Genomic DNA, 19,937 nt, shown 5'->3' with positions numbered 1-19,937 from the left:
CCCAGTCAGGCTCCATGCCCCCGCATGGATGCCGTCCCTTACCGTTTCTTCCCTCACGATCAAAGGCAACATGACTTCAAAAAACCGCCGTGATTTTCTGCGAGCCGCCGCCCAGGCAGCCGGCTCCGCCACCGCATTGACGATGCTCCCCCTCGGCATCCGCAATGCGCTCGCGATTCCCGCGAACAACAAGACGGGCAGCATCCGCGATATCGAACACATCGTCGTGTTGATGCAGGAAAACCGCTCGTTCGATCATTACTTCGGCACGCTGCGAGGCGTGCGCGGTTTCGGCGACACGCGCGCGATCAACCTGCCGAACGGCAAACCGGTGTGGCATCAACCGCTGGCGGGCGGCGCCGGCGAAGTGCTGCCGTTCCGGCCGACGGCGCCGAATCTCGGCCTGCAGTTCCTGCAAGACCTGCCGCACGACTGGCCGACGACGCACGGCGCATGGAACGGCGGCCGCAACGACCAGTGGGTGCCGAACAAGGGCACGACGACGATGGCGTACCTCACGCGCGACGACATCCCGTTTCACTATCAGCTGGCCGACTCGTTCACGATCTGCGACGCGTACCACTGCTCGCTGATGGGCGCGACCGACCCGAACCGCTACTACATGTGGACCGGCTGGGTCGGCAACGACGGCTCGGGCGGCGGCCCTGTCGTCGACAATTCGGAACTGGGTTACGGCTGGTCGACGTATCCTGAGGTGCTGGAAACAGCGGGCATTTCGTGGAAGATCTATCAGGACATCGGCACTGGGCTCGACGCGAAAGGGTTTTGGGGCTGGACGGACAATCCGTATATCGGCAACTACGGCGACAACTCGCTGCTGTACTTCAACCAGTATCGCAACGCGCAGCCCGGCAATCCGCTGTATGAAAAAGCGCGCACGGGTACGAACGTGTCGGCAGGCGACACGTACTTCGACATCTTGCGCAAGGACGTTCAGAACAACCAGTTGCCGCAGGTGTCGTGGATCGTTGCGCCAGAAGCGTATTCCGAGCATCCGAACTGGCCTGCGAACTATGGCGCGTGGTATGTCGATCAGGTGCTGCAGATCCTGACATCGAACCCCGAGGTGTGGAGCAAGACCGCGCTGCTCATCAACTACGACGAAAACGATGGTTTCTTCGATCACGTGTCGCCGCCGTTTGCGCCGTCGTCGAGTGCGAATGGTCTGTCGACCGTCGATACCACCAACGAAATCTATCCCGGCGGCAACAACGGCAAATACGCAGCCGGTCCGTACGGCCTCGGACCGCGCGTGCCGATGCTCGTCGTGTCGCCCTGGTCGAAAGGCGGCTGGGTGTGCTCGGAGGTGTTCGATCACACGTCCGTGATCCAGTTCATCGAAGCGCGTTTTGGTAAAGGCCACAAATTGTCGGAGCCGAACATCACGCCGTGGCGTCGCGCGGTATGCGGCGATCTGACGTCGGCGTTCAACTTCAAGAACCCGAACGATGCGTTCCCGACGCTGCCGTCCACCGCATCGTACAAGCCGCAGGATCAGGACCGTCATCCGGACTACAAGCCGTTGCCGCCCGCCGTCGGCTCCGTGCCGAAGCAGGAGTCGGGCGTGCGTCCGGCGCGCGCGGTGCCGTATGAGCTGTTCGTCCGCATCAATGACAACAGCAGCGGCAAGCTCTCGATGCGCTTCGTCAACACGGGCGACGCCGGCGCGAACTTCCTCGTGTTCGAAGCGCTGAGCGCCGATGCGCCGCGCACGTATACAGTGGAAGCGGGCAAGCGTCTCGTCGATCAGTTGCCGGTCAACGCAGATGGTTCGTACGATTTCACGGTGCACGGGCCGAATGGCTTCCTGCGCCGCTTTGCCGGCAAGCAGGTCGCGCAGCATTTCTGGAATAGCCACGATCGCGCGAACCCGGAAGTCGCGGAGGGCTACGACGTCGCGAACGGCAATCTGCAACTGCGTCTGAAGAACGACGGCAACACGCGCTGCCAGTTCAAGATCGTCAATGCGTACGATTCGGGCAAGCCCCTCACGCACACCGTACGCGGCGGCGACAGCGACACCGTGAATCTCGATTTGCGTCACGTGTACGGCTGGTACGACCTGACGATCACCGTCGATAGCGACGCGTCGTTCACGCGCCGTTTTGCGGGTCACGTCGAGACGGGCAAGCCGAGCATGAGCGATCCGGCGCTGGGCGGGCAGTAAGCGAGTTACCGGTTTGGCGGTTTAGCGCAGCTCAAAACGAAAGCCCGTGCCGTTGTGTAGACGGCACGGGCTTTTTTACTATCTGCGCTTACGCGCGCTTCGGAATGTCCAACCCTCGCGCGACAGCGGGACGCGCCAGAAACGCGTCGAGCGCGCGCTTCACATGCGGGAAGTCGTCAAAGCCGACAAGATCGGAAGCTTCATAGAAGCCGACCAGATTGCGCACCCACGGGAAGGTCGCGATATCGGCAATCGTGTAGTCGTCGCCCATGATCCACTTGCGCGTCGCGAGCCGCTCGTTCAGCACGCTGAGCAGCCGCTTCGATTCGTTGACGTAGCGCTCGCGCGGACGCTTGTCCTCGTAGTCCTTGCCCGCGAATTTGTGGAAGAAGCCGACCTGACCGAACATCGGTCCGATCCCTCCCATCTGGAACATCACCCATTGAATCGTCTCGTAGCGGACCGACGCGCGCTGCGACATCAGTTGCCCCGTCTTGTCCGCGAGATAGATCAGGATCGCGCCCGACTCGAAGAGCGGCAGCGGCTCGCCATCCGGGCCGCTCGGATCGATGATCGCGGGAATCTTGTTGTTCGGATTGAGCGACATGAATTCCGGCGACAGCTGATCGTTCGTATCGAAGCGCACCAGATGCGGTTCGTACGCGAGGCCTGTTTCTTCCAGCATGATCGACACCTTGACGCCGTTGGGCGTCGGCAGCGAGTACAGCTGGATGCGCTCTGGATGCGCAGCGGGCCACTTCTTCGCGATCGGGAAAATGGATGGGTCAGGCATGAAAGGTCCTTGTGAGCTTGAGTCGGCAAACAGGGACCAATATAGACGGGTTGAGTGCGCTTTGCTTGCGGTTGAACGGATGAGGGCTCGCGGACGCAACGTAGTGCGGTCTCGCTCAATCGATACGCGATATCCGCGCTTGCGTCTCCGATGGATCGAACAGATGCGCCAGCGTACGCACGCTCAGATAGCCGATGAACAGATTCGCGCCGACGAACACAGGCACCGACAGCGTCTGGGCAGGCGGCACGCCCGCGTGCGCGAGCTTCATGCATGCGAGCGTCGCCGACGCGACACCGAACGTGTACGCCCACCATGACGGCGCGAACGGATGCTTCGTCAGCCATCCGCCGAGCCGCAAGCCAATCAGCATCTGGAACAGGCCATAGCCGAGCAGCATCACGATCCAGTGATCGACGGAACCCGGCTGCAACACCAGCGCGGCCGCCGCGCCGACGACGGGCGGCGCGAACTGGATGCCGAGCAACGGCCGCTGCTCGGGCGGCAGCGCGGCACCGTGCCACAAGCGGTAGATGATCAATGGCTCGATTGCGAGCCACGAAAAAATGCCTGCACCGAACAGCAGCCAGCCCCATTCGGGACGGCCCATCGTGGCGAGCGCCGCCGCGCCTGTGAAGTTGCCGGCGACGGTCGGCAGATAGAGCGTGGGCGCCGTGTCGAGCATGTCGCGCCCGCCCTGCCACAACATCCCCGTATGCCACAGCGCAAAAGTCAGATGCCACGCGAGGCCTGCCACGGCGAGCGCCGCTGCGAGTCCGCGGGAATACGGGAAGACGGCCTGCACGATCAGCAGCGTCGACACGCCGAGCAGCGCGGCTGTGCCGCCCGCGACGGGATGCTTGAACTCGTCGACGACTTCGGCGGGATTGCGCAACGCGTGCAGCACGTATGCGATCAACAGGCCGCACCAGACGAGCGTCGCAAGCAGCAGGATCGCTTCACCGACGGCGGCGCTCACATGCCACATTCGCGCTGCGACCCGCCATGACTGGCCGAGGCCGGACAGACCGAGCACGATGCTGAAGAGCGAAGCGGAAATCGAGGTGCTTTTCATGTTGCGGGTTGATCTGACTGCGTGCGAAACGCGTTGCGGCGCAGTGGGATCGCGAGCATGCATAGCCGTGCACGCACGCTCGATCCGTTCGCGCGAGATTGCCCGAAGTATGCCGTCGATACGTGGATGGCGCCCGTCAGAACGATTGGCCGAAGTGCGTCGACACGCGGGCGGCAGAGCCGTCAGCCGCCCGCGGGACGGCGTCGGCCCGTTGATCTATTGCCGGATGGCCTGAGCCCTGTGCGGCAATCGTTGTGGCAACGTGTCGCAGACGTGTTTCCATCGCGCTCGGTTTCGAGCGCGATGGACCAGGCGCAAGCGGTGCGTCAACGTGCCGGGGCTACGCGAGAGCGCTTGACGACCTCGCCCTGACGCGCGCGGCGTCGTGTCGAACGAACGACGACGCCGCGCCGCCTTTGCTACGTCAGCCTGCGCTCACACGCGCGCCCACTACGTCCTCGCCAGAGTCACCCGCTACCCTCGCCAGCACCGGCTCCAGCGCCCGCCCCGTATGGCTCGCCGCGACGCGCACGAGGCCTTCGGGATCTGTCGACGCGACGATCGAGCCGCCACCCACACCACCCTCGGGTCCGAGATCGATGATCCAGTCCGCTTCGGCGATCACATCGAGATCGTGTTCGATCACGACAACGCTGTGCCCCGCGTCAGCGAGCCGATGCAGCACGCGAATCAGCTTTGCGACGTCGGCCATATGCAGGCCGACAGTCGGTTCGTCGAGCACGTATAGCGTGTGCGGCGCCTTTTGTCCGCGGCGTGTGATGTCGTCGCGCACCTTGCTCAGTTCGGTGACCAGCTTGATGCGCTGCGCCTCGCCGCCCGACAGCGTCGGCGACGGCTGGCCGAGCGTCAGATAGCCAAGGCCGACGTCCTTCATCAGTTGCAGCGGATGCGCGATGTTCGACATCGGCGCGAAGAAGTCGACGGCTTCGTCGATTTCCATCGTCAGCACGTCGCCGATATTCTTGCCGCGCCACGTCACCGCGAGCGTTTCCGGATTGAAGCGCTGACCATGGCACACATCGCACGGCACCTTTACGTCGGGCAGGAAGCTCATGCCGATCGTACGCACGCCTTGTCCTTCACACGCCGGGCAACGGCCGTCGCCCGTATTGAACGAGAAGCGCGATGCCGTGTAGCCGCGCGCCCGCGCTTCGAGCGTGTCGGCGAACAGACGTCTGATGGTGTCCCATACGCCGATGTACGTGGCAGGACACGAGCGCGGTGTCTTGCCGATCGGCGTCTGATCGACTTCGAGCACGCGGTCGATCGGCTCGAAGCCGCTAATCGATTCGCAGCCCTGCCACGCATGCGCGACGTTCAGCGACGGCCGGGACGCGCTGCGTGCGAGCACGCTCGAACGACGGTTCGCAGCGGGCGCCTCTTCCGTTTGCGCGGCCTTGCGCGCGCGGCGCACGGCGGGCGACGACAGCACCGACCGGCCGACGGCATCGAGCAGATTCGTCATCAGCACATCGCGCGCGAGCGTCGACTTGCCCGATCCGCTGACCCCCGTCACGGCGACGAGACGCCCGAGCGGAATGCCGACGGTCACATCGCGCAGATTATGCAGCGTTGCGCCATGCACGGTGAGCCACCTTTCCGGCACGGCGGGCGCGCGTTTTGTGGTGAGCGAAACAGGACGCCGCGCTTGCAACGGATGAAGAATCGGCTGTGCGAGAAACTGACCTGTCAGGGAATTCGACTGCGCGGACAGATCGCCGACGCGTCCCTGCGCGACCAGCGTGCCACCGCGCTTGCCCGCGCCCGGACCAATATCGATGATGTGATCCGCGCGGCGTATGGTGTCTTCGTCATGCTCGACGACGACCAGCGTATTGCCCTTGTCGCCGAGCTTGCGCAGCGCGTTCAGCAGAATCTGGTTGTCGCGCGGATGCAAACCAATAGTCGGCTCGTCGAGCACGTAGCAGACGCCCTGCAGATTGCTGCCAAGTTGAGCCGCCAGACGGATGCGTTGCGCTTCGCCGCCCGACAGACTCGGCGCTGCCCGGTCGAGGCTCAGATAACCAAGGCCCACTTCCTCGAGGAACTGCAGGCGGCTGCCGATTTCACTGATCACGTCGCGTGCGATTTCCGCATCACGCCCAGTCAGTTCGAGTTCATCGATCCAGCGTCGCGTATCCGACACGGTCCACTGCGCGACGTCGACGATCGACGTTTCGCTGAACGATACGGCGCGAGCGGACGGATTCAGACGCGTGCCGTGGCAATCCGGACACGGCTCGTCGACGACGCCCTCCGGTTCCTGCTCGTCCGACGGCAAGGTCTGTTCGCGCCCGCGGTTGTCGTCGACGAGGACGGTGTCGTCATAGTCGGCGCGCTGTTCGCGAGTCAGTGCGAGACCCGTACCGACGCAGGTCGTGCACCACCCGTGCTTGCTGTTGTACGAGAACATGCGCGGGTCCAGTTCGGGATAACTGGTGCCGCACACAGGACACGCGCGCTTGACCGACAGCACCTTCACTTCGCCGACATGCGCGGTCGGCCCATTGCGGGTCATCGCGTGTTCGAGGCCGTCGAGCGGCGCGAGCAGATGGATCACGCCCTTGCCCGCTTCGAGCGTTTCGTCGAGCAGGCGACGCAGTTCGGCTTCCTTGTCCGCCGACACGACAATGTCTCCGACGGGCAATTCGATCGTATGCTCGCGGAAACGATCGAGCTTCGGCCACGGATCGACGGGCACAAACTCGCCGTCGACGCGCAAGTGCGAATTGCCGCGCGCTTTCGCCCACTTCGCGAGGTCGGTATAGACGCCCTTGCGGTTCACGACGAGCGGCGCAAGCAGTCCGACATGATCGCCTTTGTGATCGCGCATCAACTGCGCGACGATCGACTCGACACTTTGCGACGTGACGGGCGCGCCGTCGTGAATGCAATGCTGGATGCCCAGCTTCACATACAGCAGACGCAGAAAGTGCCATACCTCCGATGTCGTCGCGACCGTGCTCTTGCGTCCGCCACGCGACAAACGCTGCTCGATTGCAACGGTGGGCGGGATGCCATACACAGCATCGACTTCGGGACGGCCGGCGGGCTGCACGATGGAACGCGCATACGCATTCAGCGATTCCAGATACCGGCGCTGCCCCTCATGGAACAGGATGTCGAACGCGAGCGTCGACTTGCCTGAACCCGAGACACCTGTGATGACGTTGAACTTCCCATGTGGAATATCGACGTCCAGCGCTTTCAGGTTGTGCTCGCGCGCATTGACGATGCGCACGACGTCTTCGCCTTCCACCGCGCGCCGCGCGCGCGCCGCGTTCAGCGCCGTCTGGAGCGGCATGCCATGTGCGGCGGCTTCCGCCTTTTCGGCCGCCTCCGTCGGCTCGATTGCGAGCCCCATTGCGCGGTCGTATTGGACGAGCGCTTCGCCTGTGTGCGAACCCGGGCATTGCTTGACGTCTTCCGGCGTACCCGCGCACACGACGAGGCCGCCGGCATCGCCACCCTCGGGACCGAGATCGATCAGCCAGTCAGCCGCACGGATCACGTCGAGATTGTGCTCGATGACGATCAACGAATGACCGCTCGCCAGCAGCTTGCCGAACGCCTGCATCAGCTTGGCGATATCGTCGAAGTGAAGACCGGTGGTCGGCTCGTCGAACATGAAGAGGCGTGCCACCGGCGCCTGCTTCGCACCGCGCGCCGTCTTCGCTTGAGCGGTTTCCGCGAGGAAGCCCGCGAGCTTCAGACGCTGCGCCTCGCCACCCGACAACGTCGGCACCGGCTGGCCCAGTTTCACGTATTCGAGACCGACATCGACGATAGGCTGCAACACCCGCAGGACTTCGCCATCCGCGGCGAACATCGTGACCGCCTCGTGCACGGTCAGTTCCAGCACGTCTGCGATGCTCAGCCCGCGACCGGCGCGCTCGATCTTCACCTCGAGCACTTCGGGCCGATAACGGCTGCCGTCACAGTCCGGACAACGCAAATAGACGTCGCTCAGGAACTGCATTTCGATATGTTCGAAGCCGGAGCCGCCGCAGGTTGGGCAGCGGCCGTCTCCCGAATTGAAGCTGAACACGCCCGCGCCATAGCCGCGTTGCAGCGCGAGCGGCGCCTTCGCGAACAGCTTGCGGATTTCGTCGAACGCGCCGACGTAGCTCGCGGGATTCGAGCGCGTGGTTTTACCGATCGGCGACTGGTCGACGAATATCGCGTCGCTGATCTGCTCGACGCCCGTCAGACTGCGGTGCGCGCCCGGCGATTCTGTCGCCTTGCCAAGCTGGCGCGCCAGCGCGGGATACAGCACATCCTGGATCAGTGTCGACTTGCCGGAGCCCGATACGCCCGTCACGCACACGAGACGTTGCAACGGAATGTCGACCGTCACGTCGCGCAGATTGTGCTGGCGGGCGCCTTCTAGCACGATGCGCGGCGTGCTTGTATCGACAGGCCGACGTGCCCAGTGCGCGGCATCTGCGACGTGCTTGCGTCCGCCGAGATACTCGCCCGTCAGCGTGCCCGCCGAACGGATCTTGTCCGGCGCGCCGTCATAAATGATCGTGCCGCCGCGTTCGCCCGGCCCTGGTCCCATGTCGATCAGGCGATCGGCGGCGAGCATCACGGAAGGATCGTGTTCGACGACGACAAGCGTATTGCCCGCATCGCGCAGCCGATGCATCGCTTCGACGATTCTGTTCAGGTCGCGCGGATGCAGGCCGATGCTTGGTTCGTCGAGCACGAACAGCGTCTTGGTCAGCGACGTGCCGAGTGCCGTGGTCAGGTTGATCCGCTGCACTTCGCCGCCCGACAGCGTACGGCTCTGACGATCGAGCGTGAGGTAGCCGAGGCCGACGTCACACAGATATTTGAGGCGCGTGCGCACTTCGGCGAGCAACAGCTTTAGCGCGTCGTCGAGCAGCGCGCTCGGCAACGTGATCTCGTCGAAGAAGCGCCGGATGCGTTCGATGGGCAGCAGCATCAGGTCGTGCACCGTCAGCCCCGCCAATGCTTCGAGCTGCGCACGGTTCCAGTCGACTCCGCGCGGCATGAAACGCCGTGCCGGCTCCAGCACCCCGTCCGCATTCTGTTTCGAACCGAGTCGCCACAGCAGCGATTCCGTCTTCAGGCGCGCGCCGCCGCACGTCTCGCACGGCGTGTAGCTACGGTACTTCGACAGCAGCACGCGAATATGCATCTTGTACGCTTTCGACTCCAGATAGCCAAAGAAGCGCTTCACGCCATACCACTGTTTCTGCCACTCGCCGTCCCAGTCCGGCGAGCCGTTGATGACCCAATCGCGCTCGGCTTCCGTGAGCTCGGACCAGCGCGTATCGCGGCGAATGTTGGCCTTCGCGGCGTAGCGCATCAGGTCGTCTTGGCACTCCTTCCATGCGGGCGTCTGCATCGGCTTGATAGCGCCGCCGCGCAACGTCTTGCGCTCGTCTGGAATCACGAGGCCGAGATCGACCCCGATCACCCGTCCGAAGCCGCGACATGTATCGCACGCGCCATAGGCCGAATTAAACGAGAACAATGCGGGCTGCGGATCGGCGTAGCGAAGATCGCTGTCCGGATTGTGCAGCCCCGTGGAGAAGCGCCAGATCTGCGGCTCGGCTTCTTCGCCCTCTGGCGCCTGCGACAGCACGTAGACGTTGACGCGCCCGCCGCCGCGTTTGAGCGACGCCTCGATAGCCTCAACCACCCGTGCCTTTTCGACCTGATGCAGACGGAAACGGTCGGCCACGACGTCGAGCACCTTGCGCATGCCTGTGGGCGACGCGACTTCGCGCTGCGCCTGAACACGCGTATAGCCACTCGCGGAAAGCCATTGCTCGACTTCCGCCTCGCTCGTCGATTCCGGTAGCTCGACCGGAAAAGTCACGACGATGCGCGGATCATCAGTGGTCGTGCGGGCATCCAGTTCGGCGTAAATCGTCTCCGGCGAATCGTGCCGGACAGCCTGTGCGGTCTTGCGGTCGAACAGTTCCGCCGCGCGCGCGTAAAGCAGCTTCAAATGGTCGTTCAGCTCCGTCATCGTGCCAACCGTCGAGCGGGAACTCCGCACCGGGTTGGTCTGATCGATGGCGATGGCGGGCGGCACACCGTCGACGCGGTCGACCTGCGGCCGGTCCATCCGGTCGAGAAACTGCCGGGCGTACGCGCTGAACGTTTCGACGTAGCGCCGCTGCCCTTCGGCATACAGCGTGTCGAACACGAGACTCGACTTGCCCGAGCCCGACGGCCCCGTCACGACGGTCATTTCGCCCGTGTGAAGGTCGAGGTCGACGTTCTTCAGGTTGTGCTGGCGTGCGCCACGAATTCGGATCGTTCCGTTAGATGACAATTTGCCTGTCCGTCTGAATGAGTTGGCCGGGGCATGATGGCCGGCCGTTTGCGGCCACGCGTGCTCGTGCGGCGAGGTTCGTGCGGCGCGCGGAGCCGAGATAGCTGGAGGCCGCCGCGCCGGATAGGTGAATACTATACTGTATGTTTATACAGTTTTGCACGCCGATTGCACGACGATAACGCTGCGAACGGCATAAGCCAAATGACCAGTGTGTGACGCCGCGAACTTGGTGCGGTTCAGCGTGGAATCGAGTCAATCCTGGCGCAGGCTCCCGCCGCTCGCGTCATGTTCCGACGCGCAACGCAAAAGAAAAACCCGGCGGAGCACCGGGTTCGAATGGCCGTCCCCCACAGCCTTCGGGCGAAGGCCGCGCGGCCGCTTACCACACGCCATCTGCCACCTTGCGGCGGTCGAATGCGCATCGACGATGGTCTTCGTCTGGTTCGCCCCCCGGCGGACCACGAAGCGTCGGGCGACTCCTCGCAGCACTTCATGCATCGTCCGAACGCTCAAGCAATGTATGAGCGCAGGCTTAACGGAAACTTAAAGCGCGACGCGCTTGCTGGATGGGATGCGGTAAGGCGCACAGAAACGGCCCAAATACTCCGTACTCGCGGCTGGAAGTTCGATGCGGGGTGCCTATCATTCTTTGGAACGCCGAGGTGGCGGCATCGGGTTGTGGATTCAGTAGGATGAATCTGCATGCGGTGCGGGCTCCTGAGCGCCGCGATCCGCAGCGCCCGTCACGGTGACGGCTCGCCACTGGCCGGCATCGCCGCGACTGAAGTGGAGGTGCGCAATGAAGTTCATTGTTCAGTGGAACGGGCTGCCAACAGCACAGCAATCGGCCGTCGAGCGCTTCATGAAAACGGGCGGTGCCCTGCCGCCCGATGGCATCACGATGCTTGGACGCTGGCATTCGATCGGCGAGTTGAGCGGCTGCGCGATCGTCGAGTCCGACAGCACCGCACCGATGGCCGCGTGGATGCTGCAATGGGGCGATATTTTTACGTTCAGGATTTCGCCCGCCGTCACCGACGAGGAACTCGGGGCCGCGTTGGGTGCGTTTCTGGCGCAGAAGTGAGGTGCTGCTGCGTTCGGCGATTGCGTTGATCCCGCGGGACATCGATTAATCAGGATGACGATGCAGTTCGATGTTTATCCGGGACACGTGCAGAACGGCGGCGCAAAAGAAAAAAGGACTTACGGCATGACACCGTAAGTCCTTTTTGTCTTTCTGGTCGGGGCGAGAGGATTTGAACCTCCGACCACCTGCACCCCATGCAGGTACGCTACCAGGCTGCGCTACGCCCCGAAAGCATGAAATTATAACAGACCCTTCACGCGAATAGAACTGCAACAATCAATCTCGATACAACTAAATCGTTCAATGCCCGAGCAGGTCGATCACTTGCAGCAACTCCTTGCGCAACTGATCGACATCGACCGTGGCCGTGGTCGCGGTCGGTTGCATGACCGTACCTTCGACCACTTCGCCCTCGCCTTCCGCGGCTTGACCGGCACCATGCGCATCGAGCCGGTTGCGCGCGCCGTTGATCGTGAAGCCCTGCTCGTACAGCAGTTCGCGGATCCGCCGGATCAGCAGCACTTCGTGATGCTGGTAGTACCGGCGATTGCCCCTGCGCTTCACCGGACGCAACTGCGTGAACTCCTGCTCCCAATACCGCAGCACATGCGGTTTCACTCCGCATAGTTCGCTGACTTCACCGATCGTGAAGTAGCGCTTCGCGGGAATCGGAGGCAAGACGACTTTTTCGATCGTCGCTGTCATCGTCAGTTAGCGGTCGGATAACCGTCGTAGTGGTTGCGCGGGCGCGCGAATCGATCAGCGCGCGAAGCTCTCTTCAGCGCCGTTCTCGACCAGCGCCTTCAGCTTTTGACTTGCGTGGAACGTCACGACGCGGCGCGCGGCGATAGGAATCGCCTCGCCCGTTTTCGGATTTCTGCCCGGACGCTGTGGCTTGTCGCGCAACTGGAAGTTGCCGAAGCCGGACAGCTTGACGCTGTCGCCACTCTCCAACGCGTCGCGAATTACCTCGAAGAACGCTTCGACCATGTCCTTCGCTTCCCGCTTGTTGAGCCCGACGTTGTCGAACAGCAGCTCGGCAAGCTCAGCCTTGGTGAGCGTCGGCGCTTCGCCCGACGCGCTGGCGGTTGAGGTAGGGATATCGCGAATCATGGCGCTACGCTGCGCCGTAAGAAGGGCTTCGAAATCACTCGAGTTCATTTCATTCATATCTGTCAAATGGCGCGTCAACCAGAACGGAACTTGCGGAACAGCCGTTATCGGTTATCCGCGCAACCGGGCGCCATATACTCGAGCAAGACGATCCACCAGAGTCTGAATGGCCAGATCGACCGTTTCATCCTGAAGGGTGCCACCAGTATCTTGCAAGGTTACACGGAACGCAAGGCTTTTCTCGTGCGCTGCCAGCCCGCCGGAAGTATTTGATTTTGCACGAAATTCATCGAAAAGCGCAACCCTTTGAATGGTCTTGCAAGCCTCGTCCGAAAGCGCCTTTTGCATCTCGTCAAAGAGCGCCTGAACTTCGATTTTCTGATCGACGACGATCGCGATATCGCGCCGCACGGGCGGGAATTTCGACACTTCCGTCGGGGCCGGCAGCGCGCGCTGCATCAGCGCCTCTGCTTCGACTTCGAACAGGATCGGCGCATGCGGCAGGTCGTACTTCTGCATCCAGCGCGGATGCAGTTCGCCGATCCAGCCGATCGCATGGCCATCGAGTTCGATGCGCGCGCTACGTCCCGGATGTAACGCAGGATGTTCAGCCTTCACGAAGCGCGCGACGGCAGGTGCCAGCAACGCTTCGAGATCGCCCTTCACGTCGAAGAAGTCGACGGCACGCGTTTGCGCGCCCCACTGCTCTTCGGCGACGGGACCGTATGCGAGCGCACCCATCATCTTCGGTTGCGCGAAGCCTTCGATGGCCAGTTCACCCGCCTTGATCGACGCGTCCTGCAGGAACACGCGGCCCGCTTCGAACACGCGAATGCGGTCCGCGCGACGGTTCAGGTTATGGCGCAGCACGTTGATCAGGCTGCCGAACAGCGTCGTGCGCATCACCGACAGCTGGCTCGCGATCGGATTCAACAGGCGCACCGGCTTGTCGTTGCCCGCGAAATCCTGCTCCCATTCGGTATCGACGAAACTGAAGTTCACCGTTTCCGCGTAATCGCGCGCGGCGAGCGCGTGACGCAGCATGTGAATGGAGCGCTGCGTTTCGTGCGTGCGGCGCATCTCGCTGCGCGCCACGGGCGGACGCGCCGGAATTTTCTCGAAGCCGTAAATGCGCGCGACTTCTTCGATCAGGTCCTCTTCGATTTCGATATCGAAGCGATACGGCGGCGGCGTCACGAGGAAGTCATCGCCTTCGCGCTCGAACGGCAGGCCAAGGCGCGTGAAGATCTGCGCGATCTCGTCAGCGCTGATCGCCACGCCGATGATGCGGTTCGCGCGCGCGACGCGCATCTTCACGGGCGCACGCTTCGGCACGTTGACGATCTGATCGTCGACGGGACCGGCCTCGCCGCCGCAGATGTCGAGAATCAGCTGCGTGATCCGTTCGATATGGTCGACGGTTGTCGAATAGTCGACGCCCCGTTCGAAGCGATGGCCCGCGTCCGTCGAGAAGTTATAACGGCGCGAACGGCCACGGATGCTATCGGGCCACCAGAACGCGGCTTCGAGATAGATGTGGGTCGTATCGAGCGTGACGGCCGTGCTGTCGCCGCCCATGATGCCCGCGAGGCTTTCGATGTGGTGATCGTCGGCGATCACGCCGACCGTTTCATCCACTTCGACGGTGTTGCCGTTCAGCAGCTTCAGCGACTCGCCGAGCTTGCCCCAGCGCACGTCCATGCTGCCGTGAATCTTGTCCAGATCGAACACGTGCGACGGACGGCCGAGTTCGAGCATCACATAGTTCGAAATGTCGACCAGCGCCGAAATGCTTCGTTGACCGGAACGTTCGAGACGCTCGACCATCCACGCCGGCGACTTTGCGCGCGCGTTCACGCCACGAATGACACGGCCCGAGAAACGGCCGCACAGGTCTGGCGCCGAAATCTTCACGGGCAGCGTTTCATTGAGCTTGACTTCGACGGGCTTGATGTCGAGCGGACGCAGCGGCGCACCCGTGATCGCAGCCGTCTCGCGCGCGACGCCGAACACCGACAGGCAATCGGCCTTGTTCGGCGTCAGCTTGATTTCGAACACGGTGTCGTCGAGGTTCAGCGTTTCTCGGATATCCTGGCCGATCGGCGTATCTTCCGGCAGGATCAAGAGGCCGCTATGATCTTCGGACAGCTTCAGCTCGCGCGCCGAGCACAGCATGCCTTCGCTTTGCACGCCGCGCAGCTTCGAGAGCTTGATCTCAAACGGCGCGCCGCCCTCTTCGGCAGGCGGCAGTTGCGCGCCCACCAATGCGACGGGCACCTTGATGCCGGGCGACACGTTCGGCGCGCCGCACACGATGTTCAGCGTCGCGCCCGTGCCGGCGTCGACCTGACACACGTTGAGCTTGTCCGCGTCCGGGTGCTTGACGACTTCGAGCACGCGGCCCACCACGATCTTCGACGTCGGCGGCGCAGCGGGACGCAGGTCTTCCACTTCGAGACCGGCCATCGTCAGGGCGTGCGACAGTTCGTCCGTCGTCAGTTGCGGATCGACAAAGGTTCTGAGCCAGGATTCCGGGAATTGCATGGTTCTGTACGTTCTAAACAGGTTGTGTCCGCATCCGGCCAGTATGTCGACAATGTCGGCACCAAGCTGGAGGCGCTGTTTGCAGCGTGGCACTCAGGTTGCCGAATGCCATGCCGCTCTCGTCGCGTGCTTAAAGCCTGTTGGCTCACGCTCTACGCTTAGGCTCGCCTCAGGCGAACTGGCGCAGGAAGCGCAGGTCGTTTTCAAAGAACAGACGCAGGTCCTGAACGCCGTAACGCAGCATCGCCAGACGCTCGAGGCCGCTGCCGAATGCAAAGCCGATATAGCGCTCGGGGTCGAGGCCCATGTTGCGGATCACCGTCGGGTGAACCTGGCCCGAGCCCGAAATTTCGAGCCACTTACCGGCGTTCTTGCCATGCTCGAACATCATGTCGATCTCGGCTGACGGCTCGGTAAACGGGAAGTACGACGGACGGAAGCGCACGAGAATATCGTCGCGCTCGAAGAATTTCTTGAGGAAGTCGGTGTAGACGCCCTTCAGGTCGGCGAAGCTGATGTTCTCGTCGATCCACAGGCCTTCGACCTGATTGAACATCGGCGAGTGCGTCGCGTCACTGTCTACGCGGTACGTGCGGCCGGGCACGATCACCTTGATAGGCGGCGTGTTGGTGCGCGCGTAGCGGACCTGCATCGGGCTGGTGTGCGTGCGCAGCAGCAACGGACGGCCTTCGGCGTCCTTGCCGTCGACGTAGAACGTGTCCTGCATCGAACGCGCCGGATGGTTTTCCGGGCTGTTCAGCGACGTGAAGTTGTACCAGTCGGTTTCGATCTCCGGGCCGTCGGCCACGTCGAAACCAATCGTGCGGAAAATCTGTTCGACGCGCTCCCACGTGTGCATAACGGGGTGCAGGCTGCCCGTGCCCGCACCGCGGCCGGGCAAGGTGACGTCGATAGCTTCGGCCGCGAGACGCTGGTTCAGCAGCGCGTCGGCAAGCGCCTGGCGGCGCGCCGTCAGCGCGGCTTCGACCTGCTGCTTGACGATGTTGATCCGCGCGCCTTCCGTCTTGCGCGTTTCGGGATCGAGCTTGCCGAGCCCCTTCAACAGTTCCGTCAGTGCGCCCGACTTGCCGAGAAAGCGTGCCTTCTCGTTTTCGAGCGTGGTGACGTCTGAGGCTTGTTCAAAGGCGCCTTTTGCGTCGGCGACAATCTGGTCCAGATCCATTGATCCCATCTTTTCAACGTCAGTATTCAATCGAAGTAAAACTGGCTCGACCAACAAAAAAGGGGCTCGGTGAGGAGCCCCGTTTTTGTTGCAGCGTCACCGAGACTACCGGATTGTTCGCTGCAACGAACCACGCAGTACTAGATGCTAACAGCGCACTCAGGCTGCAACGGCGGCTTTCACCTGCTTGACGATCGCAGCAAAAGCAGCCTTGTCGAACACAGCCATGTCGGCCAGCACCTTGCGGTCGAGTTCGATCGACGCCTTCTTCAGGCCGTTGATGAACACGCTGTACGTCATGTCGTGCTGACGCACCGCCGCGTTGATACGCGTGATCCACAGTGCGCGGAACACACGCTTCTTGTTGCGGCGATCGCGGTAGGCGTATTGGCCTGCGCGCATGACCGCCTGCTTGGCGATGCGATAGACGTTATTGCGGCGGCCGCGGTAACCCTTGGCCAGTTTGATGATCTTCTTGTGGCGGGCCCGTGCGGTAACCCCACGTTTGACTCGAGGCATGTTTCGCTCCTATGAGTGTCGGTTAAGGGTTAGGCGAACGGCAGCATCGCGCGTACGGAGTTCAGATCGGAATCATGAACTGCCGTGGAGCCGCGCAGGTGACGCTTGTTCTTGGTGGTCTTCTTGGTAAGAATGTGGCGCTTGAAGGCTTGACCGCGCTTGACGGTACCGCCCGGACGAACCACGAAGCGCTTTGCAGCGCTCTTCTTGGTCTTCATCTTCGGCATGACAACTACTCCATTATTTGATGGACATGGGTGTGCGGTTGGCCCAGAAAGCCCTCATCCGCCCTTTGAAACCCACTCCACTTGGTATGCAGACGGCCTGAACTGCTGACCGCTGCTTTTCAGGAAGAACGCACGCTGTAAAACTGCGAGCGCATTCCGAAACCTGCTTGCACACGCCGCCTTCGACGACGCGCGACTCTAACTTTCCGACAAACGCGCCGCGCACATTGAGATGCGCAGCGAACGTCTACTTACTTCTTTTTCTTCGGCGCCAGCACCATGATCATCTGGCGGCCTTCCATCTTGGGCATCTGCTCGACCTGACCGACTTCATCCAGATCGGTACGCAGACGCTCGAGCATACGCATGCCGATTTCCTGGTGAGCCATTTCGCGGCCACGGAAACGCAACGTGATCTTCGTCTTGTCGCCATCTTCAAGGAAGCGGACGAGATTGCGCAGCTTGACGTTGTAGTCACCGTCATCCGTACCCGGCCGGAATTTGACTTCCTTGACCTGAATGACCTTCTGCTTGAGCTTGGCCTCGTGCTGCTTCTTCGCTTCCTGGTACTTGAACTTGCCGTAGTCCATCAGGCGGCAGACGGGAGGAACCGCTTGCGGGGCGATTTCAACCAGATCCACGTCCTGCTGTTCCGACAGGCGGAAAGCATCAGCCAGTTTTACGATGCCGAGCGGTTCGTTGTCGATTCCGACCAGACGCACCTCGGGTGCAGTAATTTCACCGTTGATGCGATGCGACGACTTATCAGTAGCGATGTTACGTTTCCTCTAAAAATTAAAAAAACGAGCCGCGCTGCCTGGTGGTTACTTGAACGACTGCACGTCCTGGCGCAGACGCTCGCTGAAGGCATCGAGGGACATCACGCCCAGATCGACACCGCCACGGGCACGCACGGCTACCGTTTGTGCATCACGCTCTTTATCGCCGACGACCAGCAGATACGGCACCTTTTCCAGCGTGTGCTCGCGTATTTTATAGCTAATCTTCTCGTTGCGCAAATCGGCCTCCACTCTAACCCCTTGTTTTTGCAACGATTGGGCCAGAGATTGTGCGTATTCCGCCTGACTTTCCGCGATATTCATCACGACAACCTGCATCGGCGCCAGCCAGGCAGGCATTGCACCGGCATGGTGCTCGATCAGAATGCCGAGGAAACGCTCCATTGATCCGACGATTGCCCGGTGCAGCATGATCGGGCGGCGGCGGCTATTGTCCTCCGCCACGTACTCGGCGCCGAGGCGCTCGGGGAGCACCATGTCGAGCTGCAGCGTGCCGCACTGCCACGAACGGCCGAGCGCATCCTTGATGTGATATTCGACCTTCGGACCGTAGAACGCGCCCTCGCCCGGCAATTCTTCCCAGTTCACGCCGCACGCCGTCAGCGCGTCACGCAGGCCCTGCTCGGCGCGATCCCAGGTTTCATCCGTACCCGCGCGCGCGTCGGGGCGCAGCGACAGCTTGATCTCAACGTTGTCGAAGCCGAAATCCTTATAGACGCTCATCGCAAGCGTGTTGAACGCGATCGATTCGCTGATGAACTGGTCTTCGGTACAGAAAATATGCGCATCATCCTGGACGAAGCCGCGCACACGCATCAGGCCGTGCAGCGCGCCCGATGATTCGTTCCGATGGCACGAGCCAAACTCCGCATAACGCAGCGGCAGATCGCGGTACGAACGCAGGCCATGATTGAACACCTGCACGTGACCCGGGCAGTTCATCGGCTTGATTGCGTAGTCGCGCTTTTCCGACTCCGTCGTGAACATGTTTTCACGATAATTCTGCCAGTGACCGGACGCTTCCCACAGCGAGCGGTCCATGATCATCGGCGTTTTGATCTCGAGGTAGCCCGCGTCGTTCACGCGACGGCGCATGTATTGCTCGACCTGCTGCCACAACGTCCAGCCGCGCGGATGCCAGAACACCATGCCCGGTGACTCGTCCTGCATGTGGAACAGGTCGAGCTGCTTGCCGAGCTTGCGGTGATCGCGCTTTTCCGCCTCTTCGAGCATGTGCAGATACGCGTCCTGATCTTCCTTCTTCGTCCAGGCCGTGCCGTAGATACGCTGCAATTGCTCGTTCTTCGAGTCGCCGCGCCAGTACGCGCCCGCGAGCTTCATCAGCTTGAAGACCTTCAGCTTGCCCGTCGACGGGACGTGCGGGCCACGGCACAGATCCGTAAAGCCGCCGTGCGAGTACAGCTTGATCTCATCGCTTGCGGGAATCGATTCGATGATCTCAGCCTTGTACTTCTCACCAATGCTCTTGAAGTACTCGACGGCTTCATCGCGCGACACTACGCGGCGCGACACCGGCTCGTCCTTCTTCGCGAGCTCCTGCATGCGCTTTTCGATCTTCTCAAGATCTTCGGGTGTGAAGGGACGGCTATACGAGAAGTCGTAGTAGAAGCCGTTGTCGATCACCGGCCCGATCGTCACCTGCGCCTCGGGAAAGAGATCCTTCACCGCGTACGCGAGCAAATGCGCCGTCGAGTGGCGAATGATGTCGAGGCCATCGGCGTCCTTGTCCGTGACGATCGCGAGCGAGACATCGCGATCGATCAGCGCGGACGTATCGACCAGTTCACCGTCGATCTTACCGCCGAGCGCCGCCTTCGCGAGACCAGGGCCGATCGAGGCCGCCACTTCGGCGACGGTCACGGGATGCTCGTACTGTCGAACAGAACCATCGGGCAGTCGTATCGAAACCATTGCGTTCTCCGTAATGCCGGCCGGCGGCACAGGCAACAAGACTTAAAGACTAAAAAGCACGACAAAAAAAATGCGGCCCCGCTTTCGAGGGGCCGCATTCACATTTCTGCAAGACTGCTGCAAACAACAAGGGCGAAAG

14 protein-coding genes and 1 tRNA gene are annotated in these 19,937 nt (G+C 62.0%); 3 read left to right on the top strand and 12 right to left on the bottom strand.

What is annotated here, in order from left to right; all coding sequences use genetic code 11:
- Nucleotides 1–70: 70 nt before the first annotated feature.
- Nucleotides 71–2,188 (top strand): phosphocholine-specific phospholipase C, encoded by a 2,118-nt coding sequence (locus tag C2L64_RS05405; RefSeq protein ID WP_007585484.1) that lies wholly within the window; start codon nt 71–73, stop codon nt 2,186–2,188.
- An 88-nt stretch (nt 2,189–2,276) separates the two neighbouring features.
- On the opposite strand, the gene C2L64_RS05400 is transcribed toward C2L64_RS05405, so the two are convergent.
- A complete protein-coding gene (locus C2L64_RS05400; RefSeq protein WP_007585483.1) occupies nt 2,277–2,981 on the bottom strand; it encodes a glutathione binding-like protein in 705 nt (234 codons plus the stop codon).
- Nucleotides 2,982–3,096: 115 nt separating this feature from the next.
- Complete coding sequence (tehA, locus tag C2L64_RS05395) at nt 3,097–4,056, bottom strand: dicarboxylate transporter/tellurite-resistance protein TehA (protein ID WP_090835408.1); 960 nt, start codon at nt 4,054–4,056, stop codon at nt 3,097–3,099.
- Between the two features lie 57 nt (nt 4,057–4,113).
- Between tehA and C2L64_RS53065 the strand changes: the two genes are divergently transcribed.
- Complete coding sequence (locus C2L64_RS53065; RefSeq protein ID WP_143055693.1) at nt 4,114–4,428, top strand: hypothetical protein; 315 nt, start codon at nt 4,114–4,116, stop codon at nt 4,426–4,428.
- 52 nt (nt 4,429–4,480) lie between these two features.
- Here the strand turns inward: C2L64_RS53065 and uvrA are convergent, their stop codons facing one another.
- Nucleotides 4,481–10,390, bottom strand: coding sequence for an excinuclease ABC subunit UvrA (gene uvrA, locus C2L64_RS05390; protein WP_090835406.1), 5,910 nt, complete (start codon nt 10,388–10,390; stop codon nt 4,481–4,483).
- An 802-nt stretch (nt 10,391–11,192) separates the two neighbouring features.
- Here uvrA and C2L64_RS05380 point away from each other — a divergent pair.
- Nucleotides 11,193–11,477: a DUF3303 domain-containing protein gene (locus tag C2L64_RS05380; protein WP_007585480.1), complete on the top strand. Its 285-nt coding sequence runs from the start codon at nt 11,193–11,195 to the stop codon at nt 11,475–11,477.
- 154 nt (nt 11,478–11,631) lie between these two features.
- On the opposite strand, the gene C2L64_RS05375 is transcribed toward C2L64_RS05380, so the two are convergent.
- The 9 genes from C2L64_RS05375 to thrS form a co-directional block, all read right to left on the bottom strand.
- Nucleotides 11,632–11,708: transfer RNA gene (locus C2L64_RS05375), tRNA-Pro, on the bottom strand.
- 72 nt (nt 11,709–11,780) lie between these two features.
- Nucleotides 11,781–12,185: a MerR family transcriptional regulator gene (locus tag C2L64_RS05370; protein WP_090835402.1), complete on the bottom strand. Its 405-nt coding sequence runs from the start codon at nt 12,183–12,185 to the stop codon at nt 11,781–11,783.
- Between the two features lie 54 nt (nt 12,186–12,239).
- Nucleotides 12,240–12,650: an integration host factor subunit alpha gene (locus tag C2L64_RS05365; protein ID WP_007585478.1), complete on the bottom strand. Its 411-nt coding sequence runs from the start codon at nt 12,648–12,650 to the stop codon at nt 12,240–12,242.
- Nucleotides 12,651–12,704: 54 nt separating this feature from the next.
- On the bottom strand, nt 12,705–15,137 hold the full coding sequence (gene pheT / locus C2L64_RS05360) for a phenylalanine--tRNA ligase subunit beta (protein WP_090835397.1): 2,433 nt from the start codon (nt 15,135–15,137) through the stop codon (nt 12,705–12,707).
- Nucleotides 15,138–15,306: 169 nt separating this feature from the next.
- Entirely contained in the window at nt 15,307–16,320 is a 1,014-nt protein-coding gene (pheS, locus tag C2L64_RS05355; RefSeq protein WP_167449574.1) for a phenylalanine--tRNA ligase subunit alpha, read from the bottom strand.
- A gap of 159 nt (nt 16,321–16,479) precedes the next feature.
- Nucleotides 16,480–16,839 (bottom strand): 50S ribosomal protein L20, encoded by a 360-nt coding sequence (rplT, locus tag C2L64_RS05350; protein WP_007585475.1) that lies wholly within the window; start codon nt 16,837–16,839, stop codon nt 16,480–16,482.
- 29 nt (nt 16,840–16,868) lie between these two features.
- Nucleotides 16,869–17,066 (bottom strand): 50S ribosomal protein L35, encoded by a 198-nt coding sequence (gene rpmI, locus C2L64_RS05345; protein ID WP_006052501.1) that lies wholly within the window; start codon nt 17,064–17,066, stop codon nt 16,869–16,871.
- A gap of 251 nt (nt 17,067–17,317) precedes the next feature.
- Entirely contained in the window at nt 17,318–17,842 is a 525-nt protein-coding gene (infC, locus tag C2L64_RS05340; protein ID WP_079482295.1) for a translation initiation factor IF-3, read from the bottom strand.
- 48 nt (nt 17,843–17,890) lie between these two features.
- Nucleotides 17,891–19,798 (bottom strand): threonine--tRNA ligase, encoded by a 1,908-nt coding sequence (gene thrS, locus C2L64_RS05335; protein ID WP_007585467.1) that lies wholly within the window; start codon nt 19,796–19,798, stop codon nt 17,891–17,893.
- Between the last annotated feature and the right edge of the window lie 139 nt (nt 19,799–19,937).

Source organism: Paraburkholderia hospita (assembly GCF_002902965.1).
Taxonomy (GTDB): Bacteria; Pseudomonadota; Gammaproteobacteria; order Burkholderiales; family Burkholderiaceae; genus Paraburkholderia; species Paraburkholderia hospita.
Note: the sequence above shows the minus strand (reverse complement) of the source record. Positions and strands in the feature narration are given on the sequence as shown.

Excerpts from the sequence above, each read along its gene's own strand:
- C2L64_RS05405 (WP_007585484.1), top strand. The coding sequence starts at position 71 with ATGACTTCAAAAAACCGCCGTGATTTTCTGCGAGCCGCCGCCCAGGCA.
- C2L64_RS05400 (WP_007585483.1), bottom strand. The coding sequence starts at position 2,981 with ATGCCTGACCCATCCATTTTCCCGATCGCGAAGAAGTGGCCCGCTGCG.
- tehA (WP_090835408.1), bottom strand. The coding sequence starts at position 4,056 with ATGAAAAGCACCTCGATTTCCGCTTCGCTCTTCAGCATCGTGCTCGGT.
- C2L64_RS53065 (WP_143055693.1), top strand. The coding sequence starts at position 4,114 with ATGCATAGCCGTGCACGCACGCTCGATCCGTTCGCGCGAGATTGCCCG.
- C2L64_RS05380 (WP_007585480.1), top strand. The coding sequence starts at position 11,193 with ATGAAGTTCATTGTTCAGTGGAACGGGCTGCCAACAGCACAGCAATCG.
- C2L64_RS05370 (WP_090835402.1), bottom strand. The coding sequence starts at position 12,185 with ATGACAGCGACGATCGAAAAAGTCGTCTTGCCTCCGATTCCCGCGAAG.
- C2L64_RS05365 (WP_007585478.1), bottom strand. The coding sequence starts at position 12,650 with ATGAATGAAATGAACTCGAGTGATTTCGAAGCCCTTCTTACGGCGCAG.
- pheT (WP_090835397.1), bottom strand. The coding sequence starts at position 15,137 with ATGCAATTCCCGGAATCCTGGCTCAGAACCTTTGTCGATCCGCAACTG.
- pheS (WP_167449574.1), bottom strand. The coding sequence starts at position 16,320 with ATGGATCTGGACCAGATTGTCGCCGACGCAAAAGGCGCCTTTGAACAA.
- rplT (WP_007585475.1), bottom strand. The coding sequence starts at position 16,839 with ATGCCTCGAGTCAAACGTGGGGTTACCGCACGGGCCCGCCACAAGAAG.
- rpmI (WP_006052501.1), bottom strand. The coding sequence starts at position 17,066 with ATGCCGAAGATGAAGACCAAGAAGAGCGCTGCAAAGCGCTTCGTGGTT.
- thrS (WP_007585467.1), bottom strand. The coding sequence starts at position 19,798 with ATGGTTTCGATACGACTGCCCGATGGTTCTGTTCGACAGTACGAGCAT.